The 15,766-nt window shown below is 45.2% G+C and carries 12 protein-coding genes; 9 read left to right on the top strand and 3 right to left on the bottom strand.

Annotation, left to right across the window (positions count from 1 at the left end):
• Positions 1 to 148 precede the first annotated feature (148 nt).
• The 8 genes from AB4138_RS11700 (at position 149) to AB4138_RS11665 (ending at position 8,040) form a co-directional block, all read left to right on the top strand.
• Positions 149 to 1,666: a fumarate hydratase gene (locus AB4138_RS11700; protein WP_102320448.1), complete on the top strand. Its 1,518-nt coding sequence runs from the start codon at positions 149 to 151 to the stop codon at positions 1,664 to 1,666.
• Positions 1,667 to 1,830: 164 nt separating this feature from the next.
• On the top strand, positions 1,831 to 2,016 hold the full coding sequence (locus tag AB4138_RS11695) for a hypothetical protein (protein WP_004734731.1): 186 nt from the start codon (positions 1,831 to 1,833) through the stop codon (positions 2,014 to 2,016).
• A 199-nt stretch (positions 2,017 to 2,215) separates the two neighbouring features.
• Positions 2,216 to 3,589: a YcjX family protein gene (locus AB4138_RS11690; RefSeq protein ID WP_372051713.1), complete on the top strand. Its 1,374-nt coding sequence runs from the start codon at positions 2,216 to 2,218 to the stop codon at positions 3,587 to 3,589.
• A 14-nt stretch (positions 3,590 to 3,603) separates the two neighbouring features.
• On the top strand, positions 3,604 to 4,656 hold the full coding sequence (locus AB4138_RS11685) for a YcjF family protein (protein ID WP_372113018.1): 1,053 nt from the start codon (positions 3,604 to 3,606) through the stop codon (positions 4,654 to 4,656).
• A gap of 123 nt (positions 4,657 to 4,779) precedes the next feature.
• Complete coding sequence (tyrR, locus tag AB4138_RS11680; protein WP_017067720.1) at positions 4,780 to 6,324, top strand: transcriptional regulator TyrR; 1,545 nt, start codon at positions 4,780 to 4,782, stop codon at positions 6,322 to 6,324.
• A gap of 18 nt (positions 6,325 to 6,342) precedes the next feature.
• Positions 6,343 to 6,930: a ribosomal protein S5-alanine N-acetyltransferase gene (gene rimJ, locus AB4138_RS11675; protein ID WP_372306152.1), complete on the top strand. Its 588-nt coding sequence runs from the start codon at positions 6,343 to 6,345 to the stop codon at positions 6,928 to 6,930.
• 152 nt (positions 6,931 to 7,082) lie between these two features.
• Positions 7,083 to 7,556 carry a DUF2947 domain-containing protein gene (locus tag AB4138_RS11670; protein WP_017060433.1) on the top strand — a complete coding sequence of 158 codons (474 nt, stop codon included), beginning with the start codon at positions 7,083 to 7,085 and terminating at the stop codon, positions 7,554 to 7,556.
• Between the two features lie 268 nt (positions 7,557 to 7,824).
• Positions 7,825 to 8,040 carry a hypothetical protein gene (locus AB4138_RS11665; RefSeq protein WP_017065431.1) on the top strand — a complete coding sequence of 72 codons (216 nt, stop codon included), beginning with the start codon at positions 7,825 to 7,827 and terminating at the stop codon, positions 8,038 to 8,040.
• Between the two features lie 171 nt (positions 8,041 to 8,211).
• On the opposite strand, the gene AB4138_RS11660 is transcribed toward AB4138_RS11665, so the two are convergent.
• The 3 genes from AB4138_RS11660 to AB4138_RS11650 form a co-directional block, all read right to left on the bottom strand.
• Positions 8,212 to 11,052 (bottom strand): Hsp70 family protein, encoded by a 2,841-nt coding sequence (locus tag AB4138_RS11660; protein WP_372306149.1) that lies wholly within the window; start codon positions 11,050 to 11,052, stop codon positions 8,212 to 8,214.
• A gap of 153 nt (positions 11,053 to 11,205) precedes the next feature.
• Positions 11,206 to 13,164 carry an Hsp70 family protein gene (locus tag AB4138_RS11655; RefSeq protein WP_017065433.1) on the bottom strand — a complete coding sequence of 653 codons (1,959 nt, stop codon included), beginning with the start codon at positions 13,162 to 13,164 and terminating at the stop codon, positions 11,206 to 11,208.
• On the bottom strand, positions 13,164 to 13,796 hold the full coding sequence (locus AB4138_RS11650) for a DUF2760 domain-containing protein (protein WP_017060436.1): 633 nt from the start codon (positions 13,794 to 13,796) through the stop codon (positions 13,164 to 13,166). The genes AB4138_RS11655 and AB4138_RS11650 overlap by 1 nt, the downstream gene beginning before the upstream one ends.
• Positions 13,797 to 14,144: 348 nt before the next feature.
• On the opposite strand from AB4138_RS11650, the gene AB4138_RS11645 reads away from it, so the two are divergent.
• Positions 14,145 to 15,683: a diguanylate cyclase domain-containing protein gene (locus AB4138_RS11645; protein WP_372306147.1), complete on the top strand. Its 1,539-nt coding sequence runs from the start codon at positions 14,145 to 14,147 to the stop codon at positions 15,681 to 15,683.
• Positions 15,684 to 15,766 lie beyond the last annotated feature (83 nt).

Here is a 15,766-nt window from a genome sequence, read left to right as displayed (position 1 = left end):
CAAGTGGTTTAGTTTAAAGCTATGCAAGTGATTGCTAAAGCAACTAAATACAGCTCAACACAATAAAAAGCTAAACCACCTAATTCGATTTGGCACATATAGTCAAACTGTGAACCCACATGGAACCAGAACAATAAAGAGGCATGCAATGACGGTTATTCGTAAGCAAGATGTGATCAGCAGTGTCGCTGACGCACTTCAGTACATTTCTTATTATCACCCTTTAGACTTTGTCCAAGCCCTAGAAAAAGCGTACGAGAAAGAAGAGAGCCAAGCAGCTAAAGATGCGATCGCTCAGATTCTTATCAACTCGCGCATGTCTGCGGAAGGCCATCGTCCAATTTGTCAGGATACGGGTATTGTTACTTGTTTCGTGAACATCGGTATGGATGTTAGGTGGGAAACGGATCAAACAGTACAACAGATGGTTGATGAAGGCGTTCGTCAAGCTTACAACAACCCAGATAACCCATTGCGTGCATCTGTCCTAATGGACCCTGCAGGTAAGCGTATTAATACCAAAGACAACACACCAGCGGTTGTCCACATTAATATGATTCCAGGCAACAAAGTTGAAATTCAAATCGCGGCTAAGGGCGGCGGTTCTGAGAACAAAACCAAGATGGTTATGTTGAACCCTTCTGATGATATTGCAGAATGGGTAGAGAAGACGCTGCCAACAATGGGTGCAGGCTGGTGTCCACCGGGTATGCTAGGTATAGGCATTGGCGGTACGGCTGAGAAAGCAGCGGTACTAGCGAAAGAATCTTTGATGGAACACATCGATATTCAAGAGCTTATCGAAAAAGGCCCTGAGAACGCAGAAGAAGAGCTTCGCCTAGACATCTTCAACCGTGTAAACAAGCTAGGTATTGGTGCACAAGGTCTTGGCGGTCTAACGACTGTGGTTGACGTAAAAATCAAAACAGCACCAACACACGCAGCATCTAAGCCAGTTTGCTTAATCCCGAACTGTGCAGCAACGCGTCACGTTCACTTCACACTAGATGGCAGCGGCCCAGCAGAGCTAACGCCACCTAAGTTAGAAGAGTGGCCAGACATCACTTGGGAAGCGGGCGCAAATACACGTCGTGTTAACCTTGATGAAGTGACTAAAGAAGACGTACAAGAGTGGAAGACCGGCGAAACGGTTCTTCTGTCAGGTAAGATCTTAACCGGTCGTGATGCTGCTCATAAACGTATTCAAGGCATGCTAGAAAGCGGCGAAGGCTTACCAGCCGGCGTTGATTTCAAAGGCAAGTTCATTTACTACGTGGGTCCTGTTGATGCTGTAGGTGATGAAGCGGTAGGTCCTGCGGGCCCAACAACTTCAACACGTATGGATAAGTTCACTGACATGATGCTGAACGAAACTGGCATTATGGGCATGATCGGTAAAGCGGAACGTGGCCCTGCAACGGTTGAATCAATCAAAGAGCACAAAGCGGTTTACCTAATGGCGGTTGGTGGTGCAGCTTATTTAGTCGCAAAAGCAATTAAAAAAGCACGCGTTGTTGCGTTTGAAGATCTCGGTATGGAAGCGATTTACGAGTTTGAAGTTGAAGATATGCCTGTAACGGTAGCGGTTGACTCTAACGGCGTGAACGCACACCAGATCGGCCCTGACACGTGGAAAGTGAAGATTGCTGAAGCTGAGAAAGCGTAATTAATCGACGCCAAAAAATCGTAATTGTCGCTAACTTCAGCGTTTGAATTGCAATTTTTGACAGAAAGTTAAAGACAAAAGTGCAGCATTATCTGCACTTTTGTCTTATTATCAATGATATAGTGATAAACACATAGTTTGATATAAGAACATAGGAGAGAGGAATGCCTCGTTTTATTCAGATCCTACAGATTATCTTGGCAGTGGTGATTGGTGCTTTTGTTGGCTACGACCTGATCTTGAAAGGGATCAGTATCTTTGATAATAAATACGTGACGATTACATGTGCGCTTTGGCTAATTGCAGAGATTGCACTGTTTGTTATCTACAAGTTGATTGAAGACGATTAGACGTCGGATATCGTGCAAAAATTCTAAAGCCCCTGATTATGAATGTAGTCAGGGGCTTTTATTCATCTAGCATTAAGAATGTGTATTGCATACTCATCAACATAAGCAAAAGCATACAAACTATCCCAACGGGGAAAGAACATAGGCTTGCCTTTCTATTATCATAACCAGCTAGCCTAACTATCACGGAGTCGTTCAAATGAAACACCTAACTCAAGAAATGAGTGACTTTATAAGCAGAGGAACGGATTCTCATATTCGAGTAGCGGTCACGGGGCTCTCTCGTGCGGGTAAGACAGCATTCATTACTTCGCTGGTTAATCAGCTTCTTCATACGTCTACCCACAAAAACTTGCCACTGCTTGCATCTGCGAGAGATGGAAGAATTATTGGCGCAAAGCGCATCCCGCAACACAACATGATGATTCCACGCTTCTCTTATGATGAAGCGATGGAGTCGTTGAATGCACAGCCACCAGAATGGCCGGTACCAACGCGTGATGTCAGTGAGATTCGTTTAGCCATCAAATATAAGCCTGCGAAGGGCGCAAAAAAGCTACTGAGTAAAAACAGCACCCTTTATCTCGATATTGTCGATTATCCAGGTGAATGGTTGCTTGATTTGCCGTTACTGGATATGGACTTCGATACCTGGAGCCAATCTCAGTTTGCCGCATTGAAAGGCGACAGAGAAACTTACTCGCAACAGTGGAACGTAATGCGTGGTGATATCGATTTGCTAGCAGAAGCGGACGAAAAGAAACTGGTCGCGATTGCCGATAGCTACACCCAGTACCTTCATACTTGTAAAAGTAACGGACTGCATTGGGTACAACCGGGTCGATTCGTATTACCGGGTGAGCTTGAAGGCGCGCCTGTGTTGCAATTCTTCCCGTGTCTCGCACCTGAGGGTAAGTTCTCAAAAACAAGTAACTATGCGGTACTGAAAGCGCGTTATGAAGAGTATCAACAGAAGGTAGTGAAAGCGTTCTACAAGAATCACTTCGCGACGTTCGACAGACAAATCGTGTTGGTGGATTGCTTACAGCCACTTAATGCGGGCTATGACTCTTTCATGGATATGCGTGGCGCGTTAGAACAGTTACTTAAGAGCTTTAAGTACGGTCGAAGCAATATCTTAAGACGTTTATTTGCGCCGAAGATCGACAAGATCTTGTTTGCAGCCACCAAGGCTGACCACGTGACACCGGATCAACATCCGAACTTGGTGTCACTGTTACAACAGATGGTACATCCGGCTTGGCAGCAGGCGGCGTTTGAACACATCGACATGAGTTGTATGAGTATCGCGTCTATTCAAGCGACCAGCGCGGGTTATATCTCGTCTGGCTCAGACAATGTTCCGGCGTTGCAAGGTGTGACTTTGGATAATGTCCCTCAAACCATGTATCCGGGAGAGGTGCCGCGTAAGTTGCCCAACAAACAGTATTGGGAAACCAACCAGTTTGATTTCACGAGCTTTAGACCGATGGAGCAACATTCCGATGAGCCTTGCCAACATCTAAGAGTCGACAAGGTTTTAGAGTATCTCATTGGCGACAAGTTGAAGTAATTGAGGCAATCAAAATGAGTGAATTAAAAACAAAGCAGGTCTTTAATGAACCGTTGAAGACCTCTTTTGATGAGCAAGACAAGAGTGACGTTGGCCCGGATTTAGGTGCTCAACAACTGTTCACAGAGCAAGAGAAATTTGTCCCTGTCGCACCGCAAGTGGAAGCCGAACTTGATGGTGAAGCTGAGCAGCAATTGGAACAAGTGATTCGACCGAGCAAAAAGAAGAAGTGGTTTGGAACGGGTTTATTGGTCGCTTTTTCTGGCCTAGTTGGATGGCAAGCAATTGAATCGGTCATTACCGCAATTCAAACTGCTGATTGGCTTGCGTTAGGTTGGGCAGGCTTTATTGCTGCCATTGCTTCATTGGGTTTAGGCGCAATAGGCAAAGAGCTGTGGAAACTGCGTTCACTTAAAGATCACTTTAGTGTCCAAGAGCAGAGTGAAGAGCTACTCCAAAGTCAAAGTGTCGGCAAGGGCAAAGCGTTCTGTGAAAACATCGCCAAGCAAGGTGGCATTATCGCTGAGTCTCCTTCGTACGATAAGTGGCGAAACAGCATTAACCCAGCACACAGTGATGCAGAAGTGTTGGATATGTACGATGCGTTAGTCGTGAGTCAACAAGACAAAGTAGCGACTCAAATCGTCACTAAGTTTTCGACCGAATCGGCGGCTTTGGTTGCAGTGAGTCCATTGGCGGCGGCTGATATGTTGCTGGTGGCTTGGCGAAATTTCACCATGATCGACAAGCTTGCTGATGTGTATGGCATTGAGCTTGGCTACTGGTCTAGGATTAAGCTATTTAAATTGGTGTTAATCAACATGGCAGCAGCGGGAGCCAGTGAACTCGCAATTGATGCAAGTATGGATCTCGTCTCGATGGATCTTGCAGGCAAAGTCTCAGCTCGAGCAGGGCAGGGGCTAGGTGTTGGTATTCTTACTGCAAGACTGGGTCTAAAAGCCATGACATTGCTTCGACCTATGCCTTGGCATAACGAGAGAAAAGTAAAACTGGCAGACCTCCGCAAAGCCGTCCTTTCAGAAATAAAGCGTATCACTCTCAAATAAAGCATTTAAAGCTCAATAGTTTGAGAAGAAGAGTAAACATATGTTTACTCTTCTTCTTGACTGAACTCAGAGCTTAATCCACACTACTGTCAACTTATCCTGACACCTATAATAGGACTATTTGTGCGTCTTGAAGTATTGTGTGAAGACAGACTCGGCTTAACACGTGAGTTGCTCGATATCTTGGCCTCAAAAAGCATTGATTTAAGAGGAATCGAAATTGATGTTAAAGGTATTATTTACCTAAACTGCCCTGATATCGATTTTGATGCTTTTAGTGAACTTATGGCTGAAATTCGCCGAATTTCAGGTGTGAAGGATGTACGTAAAATCCAATTTATGCCAAGCGAAAGGCATAACACAGAGCTGATTGCTCTGCTGGCAAACCTACCTGATCCTGTTATTGCGATTGACCTTAAAGGCTCAGTCGATATGGCTAACCACGCTGCATTGAACCTTTTTAATAAGCAAGAAGACGCAGTCATCGGTGAACCGCTAGCGACGTTTGTTCCTAGCTTTAACTTTGCTCGCTGGATCGAAGGCGATGTAACGCGTCATCGTGAAGTTGTCGTGTTGGATGGTTTAGATTTCTCTATTGAGATCCTGCCGATTTACCTTGGTGGTGATGTCAACGAAGCGGTACTGGCAAGCGCAGTAATGACGATTCGTTCTTGTAATCAAGAGATGAACTCGCCAGATTCAATCCCAGAACAGAACAACCTAGGTTTCGAACACTTTGTTGGTGTCTCTAATCGCCATAAAGCCTTGATCAGCCAAGCTAAGAAATTGGCTATGCTGGATCAGCCTCTATTAATTGAAGGCGATACAGGGACAGGCAAAGAGATGTTGGCAAAAGCGTGTCATAACCGTTCAAATCGATCGTCTTTCCCATTCTTGATTCTAAGCTGTGCATCGATGCCTGATGACGTAGCGGAAACGGAATTGTTTGGTCATGCGCCGGGTTCATTCAACCATGAGCAAGGTCATAAAGGTATTTTCGAACAAGCGAATGGCGGTACCGTATTTTTAGATGAAATTGGCGAGATGAGCCCGCATCTTCAAATCAAGCTGCTGCGTTTCCTACAAGATGGTTCATTCCGTCGTGTTGGTGAAGAAGAAGAGATGCACGCGGATGTTCGTATTATTGCATCAACGCGCCACCGTCTTTCTGAATTAGCCGACTCGGGTTCGTTCCGTGAAGATTTGTTCTACCGCTTGAATGTACTGACTCTGTCTATTCCAGCATTGCGTGAACGCTCAAACGACGTAGCACCACTGTTGGAACTGTTCGTTGCAAAGTACGCGCAGCAGTTAGGTATGTTAAAACCAAAACTGACTCAAGAGTTAGTCGACCAGCTTGGTAATTACCAATGGCCGGGCAACATTCGTCAGTTAGACAACATGGTTCTACGCGCACTAACAGAGTTGGATTCAGACACGCTAACGGTTGAGCAATTCCACTTGCCACAGCTTGAAACAATGACGGCTGGAATGGCGAACCTGAGCTTAGACGGCTCGCTCGATGAGATCATGAAAGACTATGAATCTCAGATTCTAGAGAAGCTTTATCAGTCTTTCCCATCAAGCCGTAAGCTAGCAAAACGTTTGAATGTTTCTCATACCTCAATTGCGAATAAGCTTCGTGATTACGGTATCAGAAAGAACTGATCGAATAAGAACAAGATTATGGAAGATTTGAGTACACCAGAGCGCATTTATAAGCATGATGGTAATCTGATTCTACGCACGGCTGAAATCGATGATGCTGGCATGATCAGCGAGTACTTTCAGGTTAACAGAGAGCATCTGAAACCTTGGGAACCGATTCGCGAAGACGCGTTCTTTGATAGAGCGAGTTGGGCGCAGCGACTGATCAAGTTAAACGAGCTTCATAAAATGGGGCTAGGCTATTACTGTTTACTGATTAACGCTGACTCTAATGAAATGTTAGGCACCATATCGTTCAGTAATTTGTCTCGTTTCCCGTTCTACGCTTGTAATGTCGGTTACTCATTGGCGCAAAGTGCACAGGGCCACGGTTACATGCGTAGAGGTTTGAACATGGCCAAAGACTACATGTTTGATGTGCAGAACATGCACCGCTTAATGGCGGGCTACATGCCTCACAACGAACGCAGTGCTGGCGTATTAGAACATCTTGGTTTTGTCCGAGAAGGTTTTGCTAAAGACTACCTACAGATTAACGGTAAATGGGAAGACCATATACTGACAGCATTAGTTAACCCAAATTGGGAAGATAGACGCGCTGTATAGAGATCAATAGTCATTAGGCGTAAGTACCAATTAAGCGTAAATACAGATTTAGAGGCAGTGACGACATAGATAAAATGAAACCGTCACTGCATCAAAAAGAACAGATAGGCATGGTAAATCCATCAGCCTGAGAAGATATTTGAGGAATTTTGATGTCATACACAACTTTGGACGAATACCAAAGAAAATGGATTTTCACACACCAGTCAATGCCGCTGCCGGCAGAGGACTTGGAAAAGATTAAGCCAATGACACAGGCGAGAGCTTCTCAGTTCTGGAAAGAGAACGTGAGCCCTCAAAGCCCAGACGCAGAACGACTGAGCTCGCAAGACTGGCCAAGCAAAGCATCGAACTGGAATGAAGAGATCAGTTGGATGGCGCATTGGGAAGCGGATGAGCCTGAAATGCCAGAAGAGATTCTTAACTTTATTGATTGGCAAGATGACGTAACTGTTTATTTTTGTTACGAAAAGTACAATGTTCTTGAAACCAAATGGGCGATTTTCAAGAAGCATTGGAAGAACTTCTTGTTCTACGATGATGGCCCGATTCTAATCGGTCGTCGTCGTTCAGAAGCCCTTTGGTTTGCTACCAATGGCAAGGTGAAAATTGGTAACCGTGCTTAACCTCGGTGTGATTTAATCGAGCTAGTGCTGGTAATCCGAGCAACAGATAGATAAACAAAAAGCGAGCATCGAGCTCGCTTTTTTTGTGCCTAATGATCTTCGAAGATCATGGGGAAAGACCCACTATTTGAGCCCAACTAAAGGTGACCATATCCACTCATTTAAAGCGAGTGAATTACGAAATTGAGATCGCTATCTCATTGGGTTAGTTGAAGTTTCATGGGGTTGAGCTATCTTTATATTACTGCCTTAGTGGAGGTGAAGTATTATGATTTGGGATACTCTCGAACGTGTAAATAAACTTCGCAAGGAAGCAATGGAGGATCCAGAGTTTTTGGATTCAGCAAAAATGCATGAGGAATGGCTTTTAAGCGAAACTCATAATCAATCGAACAAAGGAGCAAAAGAGAATAAACCGAAAAAACTATCTGACATTTATGAAAATACGGATTTTCCTATCAACCCAACTGGAACCAAACATTAACAATGATGAACTGCAACACGGCTAAGGCTCTTAACCAAAAAGCTATAAGTCGATTACACATACCAGCCTTAAGCCACCAATAAAAAAGCCACTTTCAACGAATCGAAAGTGGCTTTTTCTTTTCTTGCTAGCTTCTTTACCATTAGCAACGAAAGCTAATCGTTTTCAAACCTAGTTATTGATTAGGCTTAATCCGCTTGGTAACGCATCACCAAACACACGCTTAGATTCACTCTCAGAAAGCTCAGTCACTTCACTCACTAGTGTTAACCATGAGTCAGGTACCTTGCTTTGCTTAAGCTTCTCAATCACTTGATTGCGATAGTCGTCAGAGATATCAAACTGACGGTCACCGGTTTTTCGACAAATCATCACCGCTGCGAAGGCGATCATCTGCTCTTTCTGCCAGTTCTGCTCAAGTAGTTTCGGCAACCACTGTTCAGCTTGTTCTCTAGGAATCACGCTGTGTTGGCTACCATACAAAGGTGTTCTTGAAGCCAATCGACCCAGAGCCCACCAGTGCGCTTGTTCAAATTGGTTATGGTTGATCGCTTTGCTTAAGAACCAACTTGCCAGCAGCACTTTGTCTTCAACCTCAAGTTGCTCAAGTGACGCCGCTAAACGGACCATGGCTTCATAACCATTATCTTGCGCATCTTTGGCTGTCTTAGGGTTCTTCATTGCACCTGGGTGAAGGTATTTAGCGATGTCAGCCAAGATACTCTCTTGCTGCTCTTGGTTTAGCCCACCAGCGACACGACGCCAGAATACCCACCAGTCTGTCCAGCCTTGGTGGTTCTTGAACTGAATGTTCTGTTGGTAAAGGCCCCAAATCTGTTCGATACGCCATGAGTCAGTCGGATCGCCAAAGCCAGGACGTAGCGAGTATCCCGCCAAACGTAGCCAGTTCTTCTCGTGTGCTTCTGAGCGGCGACGACGTTTACGACCTAATGAGAAGGTATCAAATAGATGACGAAGGGTCGTGAAGTCCCATTCATCGCGTTTACCTAGTCGCTTCTCAAGATCTTTCGATAGTGTTTTGATCTCTTTCGATTCAGCACTCTTCTTGTTGCCGCTGTACAGGCGAGAAATCAACTCCTTACACTCTTCCAATCTTGGGTGAAGCGCGGAGGTATCAGATTCATCGCCTTGCTTGTTTCTTACTTCAAACTCAAGCAACCAACGCTTAGAGTCATCTTCTATACTCACACACTCCATTTTCAATGTGCCGACTTCGGTTAACTGACAAGCGAGCAGTACTTCAACACGCTCTTTTTGGTTGGCTTGAAGTTCTGCAGTACCTGAGCCTTCCAGCGTAGAAATATACGGTGGGAGAGGGGAGAACAAGTCGGCATCCACATTGACCATCACACCGTTTTGAATGGCGGTGTCATGAGCAATTTGATCGTGTGTTGAAGTCAGAAGATTAAATCGTACTGGCTCACCTAAAGTCAGCGAGAAACGACGGCTGTTCAAGCGTATCTCTTGGCCTTCTTCGGTTCCTTTGGCAAGCAGACAAAGCGCTTTACCCATCTTGTTTTTCTCTTGCAGATGCAAGAAGTAAGAACGGGCAGCACCGCCACCGATTTTCAGCTGTGCACCGCGGCGTGCTTTACCAAAGGCAACCGCGCCAAGGGCAACAGACCAATCTGGATGAGGGTTATCAAGCACTGTGATAGGAGAACCGTTCCAGTTGCCCAGTAGCTGAGTAATTCGCTCTGTTACCAGTTCACTGTTAAACACACCACCATTGAGCAGCACGCCAACTGGAATTGCAGGTTTGGTGTCATCGAACTCAATAGAGTCTGAGTTTTCCAATGCGGCTTTAGACACTTGTTGGTGCGTTGCTAGGAATTCTGCAACGTGCTTACTCACCGCAGGGTCAGCCACGTAAGGCAGACCAAACTCAACCACAGCACTGCGGCGTTTGTCGGGTGTTTCAGTAAACTCAGAAAGCGGGAAGAAACCTTCCAATGCGATTTGATGGACTTCTTGTTTAGTTAAACCAATACTCTTAGTACCGCCAAGCAGTTTTGAACCGCTGCCCAGCATGGTGATCTTTACATCATCGGGCGCATTGGCAGAAAGCAGGCTCTCTTTTGCGGCGCGAGTCTGTTGAATCAGTTTGGTTAGGCTAGAGGCATTGAGCTTTTTGTTTTGATTGAAGCGTTGCTCAGCGAGGTGAGCAAGCGCTAAATCGAGGTTGTCACCACCGAGCATCAAGTGTTCACCAACACCAATACGGTCGAGTGCGAGCTCGTTATTACCGTCGGTGTTCGCATCGAATTTGGCTTCAATTAAGCTTAAATCGGTGGTACCACCGCCAACATCACACACTAGAATCAGCGGAATTTGTTGAAGTTCATCTGCTGCGGTTTGTTGGTGACGGGCATACCAGTCATAACAAACGGCTTGCGGCTCTTCGAGTAATAGAATCTTACCTAAGCCCGCAAGTTCTGCCGCTTCGAGTGTCAGCTTACGTGCTGTCTCATCGAAGGAAGCCGGAACGGTAACCACAACATCTTGATTTTCCAGCTTGTTGCTCGGGTTACGGTAGTTCCATGCTTGGCGAATGTGGTTGAGGTAGCTTGCACTCGCCACAACTGGCGAGACTTTATCGACATCAGCTGCGCCAGCCCAAGGCAGAATGTCGGAGTTACGATCAACCGCTTGGTGTGATAGCCAACTCTTAGCACTCGATACTTGGCGGCCTTCAACCTTAGCGCCTAATTCACGAGCCCATTCACCGACGATAACGTTCTTAATATCGCCTTCAACGGGGCTTGGTTCCCACGGCATCGTCAGGTCAGAAGGGGAGATTTGACCTTGTGCTGGGTGGTAACGAAAGGATGGAAGTAGGGGCTTGCGAACCACTTCACCGGGGCCGATGAGTTGGTCAATATCGAAAAGAGAAACGGGAGCATGTTGTAGGTCGTCGTTGATTTCACAGTAAGCGACAACCGTATTGGTTGTACCTAAGTCAATGCCGACTAAAAAACGAGGAGTTGCCATACAAAACCTTATTCTTCCAGAGTGATGACCAGTTTTTTGATAGCTTTGGTCTTATTGTTGTTATTCGTAAACGTCATTCCTGAGAAACAGGCAGGACTAGATTGAGAAATGCATTGATAAAGTAACGGCACCCGCTAAGGTGCCGTTGATTCATTATGCTTGTTCGTTTGAGTCGTTATTCGAGTCTTCACGAACATCGAACTCAACGTGCCACTTCTGACCGTTGTCAGTAGCAATCGCTTCTAGGTGTAAGGTGCCTAGCTCAGTAACGCGAGAAGCCAAAGTCACTGGAACCACTTCACCTTCGCGACGGCCTTCAGAAACCGGCAATGTCACTTGGATTTCAGGAAGCTCATCAAGCTCTTCAGGCGCCCAGTGATCAAGGTGCGTACCCGCTTCATCTTCACGACGAATGGTTGAACCGAAGAACTGGAAGTGTACTGGCTGACCAATCACTAGACCGAATTCTTGGCTAGGTACTTGTACGCTTGAACCTTCTTCCATACCAAATGGTGCAACACACAAAGCTTCCATCGGAGGAGCCATACCTGGGATAGCTGGCATCGCGCTTTCAATTCCTACGTAGTAAGAAGAAGCGATACCACCGCGGATACGAACGCCTTGGCCACGACGAACTGCGCCGTAGTATGAAGCGCCACTTGCAACCGCTAGGTCTAAATCTAAACCTGAAAGCTGTTTTGCGAACTCTTCGTCAGCATTGATCAACCATTCGTTGATCGTATCTGAAAGACGATCAGCAAGTAGGTTCGATTTTAGAACACCACCATTGAACAGGATTGCTGTTGGCTTGATGAAGTCTGCCGCTGGCGCTTCTGACCCTTGCGTACCGGGCATACCGGGCATGTTTGCAAACGGGTTGAAATCTTGCTGAGCCGTTTCGCTATTTCCAGAAAGCGCATTCGCTTGCTTAGAAAGGAATGCGGCAATGTGACGAGTAATACCTGCGTCTTGAGCGTAAGGCAGACCCATTTGAGTCAGTGCGCCACGCGTCTTTTGTACAGGGTGCTCAGTTACAGCAACTTTAGGGAAGAAGCCGTCCACTAATGTTTGTTGAACTTCTTGCTGAGTCAGTTCTGTTTTCAGTGTTGCGCCAAGCAGTTTAGAACCACGGCTTGGAACAACGATAGGAACAGATTGCAGTTCAGCATCGTTAAGCAGTGCTTCTTTCGCATCACGACATGCGTGAGTCATTGCTTGAACCTGCCAAGGAGCCAGTTCTTTGCCTTCTTGCGCCAGTTTCATCTTCAAGCGGTAAGCCAGTGCTAAGTCCATGTTGTCGCCGCCAAGTAGGATATGTTCACCTACTGCGATACGGTTCAGGCTTAGGTTGCCGTCATCTTGTGTTACTTCAACTAACGAAAGGTCGGTTGTACCACCACCGATATCGACAACAAGAACGATGTCACCAACGTTTACTTCATCACGCCATGTGTCGTTGCTGTTATCAATCCAGCTGTACAGAGCCGCTTGTGGCTCTTCAAGAAGCGTTAGGTGAGTGAAACCAACATTACGTGCAGCTTCTGCTGTTAGGTCACGAGCCGCAGGATCAAACGAAGCTGGAACCGTGATCGTTACATCTTGGTCTGCCAGTTTGTGTTCTGGGTTTGCGTGGTTCCATGCGTCTTTAAGATGCTCAAGGTACAATTCAGTTGTCTTAAGCGGAGATACTTTTTCAACTTCTTCAGGGCTGCCTGCAGGAAGGAAAGCATCGCGACGGTTAACACCACCGTGGCATAACCAAGATTTTGCACTTGCTACCAAACGGATAGGGGTTTTAGAACCAAGGTTACGAGCAATTGCACCCACTAGCGCTTTTGGCTCTGAAGACCAAGGAAGAACGCGAGAGCCCGCATTCATTTCATGTTCGTGCGGTTGGTATAGGAACGAGCCAAGTTGGCTGCGAGTTTCTACTGTACCTGGCGCCGTCAGTTGAGGGATTTGCATCACCTCAACGCGAGCGTCTTCATTGCTTGTGTCGATGTAAGACAAAACGCAATGTGTAGTACCTAAATCGATACCAACACTGAACTTGGGTGCCTGGTTTTGCTCTTGAGAAGATGGCTCTTGAGCTGAATGACTTTGGTGTTCCATTATAGCTCCACCTCTGCCGGTGCAATTACAGATGCATCGTAGTTTTCAGCAAGCTTAGGCAGGTTCATGTCAGTTGCTTTCCAACCTTTGTGAACTAGTGTGCCGTTGAATGGTGCATTGCCCGTTACGTTGCCAGTTAGGCGAATTTCTTGAGGGTTGAAACCTTCAGCGATAGTGATACGTGTTTCTTCATCTTCAGTGCGGATGTGAGACAGCGTTACGTAATCAGCCAATACTTTTTGACCGCCAGTGTGAATAACACGAGCTGCTGCGCCAACTTCTTCATCAGAGAATGACGTTAGGTCTTCTTTTAAGAAGTCGATAAGGCGCGCTTCTTGCTGCATGATAGACAGTAGCTGCATTGCTGAATCAGTAGGTGCTGTAGCAAGCTTAGATTCAACTTCTACTACTTTTTCGATCACACGTTCAACTTCTACTACTTTCTCTACTTCGACAATTTTCTCAACTGGCTTTTCAACTTCAACGACCTTTTCTACTGGTTTTTCTACGACTTTCTCAACCACTTTGGTTTTACGAGAAACGGCAATTAACAGTAGTAAAACGCTTGATGCAGTTAGGCCTGCGTGAAGCATATCAAACGTTTGTGGGATTAGGTTCAAATCAACGATCATAGTGATTTCTCTTTAAAATTGATTTAACGGTATATTCGTCGGTTCAAAGGAATATACAGGTTGGAAAGAAACTCATTGGCACTAAGCCGAAACGGTCACTTTCAAGCTATAAATATGGATGGATACTAGCATATTCAAGGCTTAAGAGTGGTATTTAATGTTTTTAATCAAGTGGGTTTTTGGTGTGTTAGCTTGAAATTTAGTCGAGATTCGGTCGAATATTGGTCGTCGATGTGAGGGCAAGGTAAACAATGCCCGTTTTATGTCAGTTTTAAGACTAAACAGAAATGGAGCATGATTCCCTTCCGTTATATACTTTTAACTCATTAGAGACTATTTGGAAGCCACATGCCGCACACTACCGACCCCATAACAGGGTTGAAGAAACGAACTTTGCCGTTAGTTGTCTTTTTTGCCACATTTTTGATGACGGTGTTGTGTTTTGTTTTGGTTGCGGCGAATCAAAATAGGTCTTTGAATGAGAATCTGGATAGCTTTGCTCAGCATCAAACGCTCAGTTTAAAAGCGTTTATTGATAACGATGTTGCTTATATCGGTTCCGGTGCGAATTTTTTCTATTCTAATGATGTCGATAGTCGGGACCGATTTGATCGTTTTGCTCAGCAAACGATTAACGGCTCGAAAAGCCTGATCGGATTGCAGTGGATGCAAAAAGTAGCGGTAGAAGATCTTGCCGAGCACACCGCCAAAATGAAAGCTCAATACCCATCCTATAGAATGTTTACTATCCCTAAACATGGGCTAAAAACTTATGGTTATGTCTTGGATGGCGAGCCCGTATTTATCGCGACAGATATTTATCCGAATGATCCAGTGAACAACGGTGTTTTGGGTTTTTACTCTTCTCGTGAGCGGTTTAATCTGGTCATTGATAACATTAAAAAAACACGTGAAGCGAATATTTCAGACAAAGTTCGTCTGTTGCAAGACGGTTTAGACAGCAACACACCTAAGAGCGGAATGTTGGTGTATCACCCTGTCTTTGAGGGAGAGAGTGACAACTTACTCGGCGTTGTAATTGGTGTTGTTCGTACCACATATTATTTTGAGAAACTTCTGGCATCTACTGTCGGCGATATGGACGTTTATGTGCGTGTTACCGATAGCGGTTTTGAAGCTGAAGATGCCCCGATAATGTTCGAAACCAATGGTTATGAAGCGGTAACTGGGCAGCACATTACAAAGACGATTACATTAACTAACCGTGAATGGATTATCGACTTCAAGATAGATGCATGTATTTCATTTAATGGTTACTTAGTGTTGGCGGGAATCGGCATAGTTGGTACCACTATCTCATTGCTGCTTGCTTATATTGTGAACCTGCAAATTAGAGAGAAAGAGCGCTTATATCGAATGATTGATGAAAGAACAGAAGAACTTCGTTTTCTTGCCAATCATGACAGTTTAACGGAAATTTATAATCGCCGAGCTTTTAATAAGATGCTTGGTCAATCGATACAAAGCGATAAGCCGTTTAGCTTAATAGTGTTTGATGTTGATAAGTTTAAAGAGATCAATGATAAGTTTGGGCACCCAGCCGGTGATGCGTTACTTATCCATGTGATTAAGGTTATCTCAGTGAGCTTGAAGTCTGGAGATAACCTATTCCGGATGGGAGGGGATGAGTTCGGTATCATTTCGAGCATCACTGAACATGACTCATTGTCTCGCTATTTAGAATGTATTTTAGATACGGTGAGTGAGTCTCATTGCGAGCATTCTGGCCAGCTATTGAGTTGCACTCTAAGCATCGGGGCAACCATCCGCACTAATGAAGACATTGAAGCGCTCCTTCAAAAAACTGACAGTATGCTCTATCAAAGTAAGTCGAATGGCCGAAATCGAGTGACAATTGCAGGCTAAATGAGCACTTGATACAACTAGGGTCGAGTTCTGTATTGGGCTCATGTACAATTTCACAAAATTTTTGACGAGAGAATTAGGCG

The sequence above is a fragment of the Vibrio sp. 10N.286.52.C3 genome, from assembly GCF_041468865.1.
GTDB lineage: Bacteria > Pseudomonadota > Gammaproteobacteria > Enterobacterales > Vibrionaceae > Vibrio > Vibrio crassostreae_C.
The sequence above is the reverse complement of the archived record's forward strand: the minus strand, read 5'-3'. Positions and strand labels throughout refer to the sequence as shown.

Bases quoted from the DNA above. Each gene is read 5' to 3' on its own strand.
- AB4138_RS11700 (WP_102320448.1), top strand. From the start codon at position 149: ATGACGGTTATTCGTAAGCAAGATGTGATCAGCAGTGTCGCTGACGCA.
- AB4138_RS11695 (WP_004734731.1), top strand. From the start codon at position 1,831: ATGCCTCGTTTTATTCAGATCCTACAGATTATCTTGGCAGTGGTGATT.
- AB4138_RS11690 (WP_372051713.1), top strand. From the start codon at position 2,216: ATGAAACACCTAACTCAAGAAATGAGTGACTTTATAAGCAGAGGAACG.
- AB4138_RS11685 (WP_372113018.1), top strand. From the start codon at position 3,604: ATGAGTGAATTAAAAACAAAGCAGGTCTTTAATGAACCGTTGAAGACC.
- rimJ (WP_372306152.1), top strand. From the start codon at position 6,343: ATGGAAGATTTGAGTACACCAGAGCGCATTTATAAGCATGATGGTAAT.
- AB4138_RS11670 (WP_017060433.1), top strand. From the start codon at position 7,083: ATGTCATACACAACTTTGGACGAATACCAAAGAAAATGGATTTTCACA.
- AB4138_RS11665 (WP_017065431.1), top strand. From the start codon at position 7,825: ATGATTTGGGATACTCTCGAACGTGTAAATAAACTTCGCAAGGAAGCA.
- AB4138_RS11660 (WP_372306149.1), bottom strand. From the start codon at position 11,052: ATGGCAACTCCTCGTTTTTTAGTCGGCATTGACTTAGGTACAACCAAT.
- AB4138_RS11655 (WP_017065433.1), bottom strand. From the start codon at position 13,164: ATGGAACACCAAAGTCATTCAGCTCAAGAGCCATCTTCTCAAGAGCAA.
- AB4138_RS11650 (WP_017060436.1), bottom strand. From the start codon at position 13,796: ATGATCGTTGATTTGAACCTAATCCCACAAACGTTTGATATGCTTCAC.
- AB4138_RS11645 (WP_372306147.1), top strand. From the start codon at position 14,145: ATGCCGCACACTACCGACCCCATAACAGGGTTGAAGAAACGAACTTTG.